The sequence below is a fragment of the Colwellia sp. BRX10-9 genome (assembly GCF_014077405.1).
Lineage (GTDB): Bacteria > Pseudomonadota > Gammaproteobacteria > Enterobacterales > Alteromonadaceae > Colwellia_A.
Window position 1 is genome coordinate 1 of the sequence record NZ_JACGVV010000120.1, and the last position, 386, is coordinate 386.

Consider the following 386-nt stretch of genomic DNA (forward strand, 5'->3'; position numbering starts at 1 on the left):
AAAGAAGATAAATGCACGGGGCACTTTTGGGAAGGACGCTTTAAATCTCAAGCCCTGCTCGATGAAGGGGCATTACTTGCTTGTATGGCTTATGTAGATTTAAATCCAGTGCGTGCGGGCATTGCTCCAACACCTGAGCAATCGAGTTTTACCAGTATTCAACTGCGTATCAAAGCAGCCATTATCGGAGAGCAACCGACAACGTTATTACCTTTTACGGGCCATGAACAGCAAGCTAAAACCTCCGGTATCCGCTTTAGTTTGAAGGACTATTTAACCCTTGTAGATGAAACAGGTCGCGTAATAAGAGCAGACAAACGAGGCGCTATCGATAACAAAACCGCAAATATACTGTCAAGACTTCACATCAGCGATGAAAGTTGGCT

Annotated in this window: 1 pseudogene; it reads left to right on the plus strand. The window is 44.6% G+C overall.

What is annotated here, in order from left to right:
• Positions 1–386 (plus strand): annotated as a pseudogene (locus H4J69_RS19710) (transposase); the annotation flags it as partial.